Origin of the sequence: Methanobrevibacter sp. UBA417 (assembly GCF_002508845.1) — an archaeon.
GTDB classification, from domain to species: domain Archaea; phylum Methanobacteriota; class Methanobacteria; order Methanobacteriales; family Methanobacteriaceae; genus Methanobrevibacter_A; species Methanobrevibacter_A acididurans.
In genome coordinates this window covers 1-364 of the sequence record NZ_DAZC01000036.1, presented here as the reverse complement: position 1 = coordinate 364, position 364 = coordinate 1, and the positions used below count along the sequence as shown (strand labels likewise).

The following is a 364-nucleotide window of genomic DNA, read 5'->3' as shown; positions in this document are numbered from 1 at the left end:
AGAATACAGAAATTAAAAAACATATGAAAAAATTAACTTGGTGGAATTTATAATGGAAAATAAGGCAATACCTAAAAAAGAAGAAAAAATGTGGAGTGAAATTAAGAATTATCAAGTAGCAACCAATAATGCACGTATACTTGGAGTTCTTGACGAACTTATAATAAACGAAAAAACTGGTAAAATAGTTGATATTGCTATTCGCGTAGAAAGTGGCCGTAACGTTCATGTAAAAGGCGCTAAACGTAAAGGAGACCTATTACTCGTTCCTTTCACTAAAGTTGAAAAAGTTGGAGAATTCATAATAGTAACAGAATAAAACTATTCTCTAAATTCTCTAATACCCCCCCATTTTTTTACATTA

General features: G+C 30.2%; 1 protein-coding gene. It reads left to right on the top strand.

Annotated features, from left to right (window positions below; all coding sequences use genetic code 11):
• The first annotated feature begins 52 nt into the window (after positions 1-52).
• Positions 53-319, top strand: a complete 267-nt coding sequence (locus BP769_RS07840) for a PRC-barrel domain-containing protein (protein ID WP_409198462.1) — start codon at positions 53-55, stop codon at positions 317-319.
• Positions 320-364: the final 45 nt, after the last annotated feature.

Bases quoted from the DNA above. Each gene is read 5' to 3' on its own strand.
- BP769_RS07840 (WP_409198462.1), top strand. From the start codon at position 53: ATGGAAAATAAGGCAATACCTAAAAAAGAAGAAAAAATGTGGAGTGAA.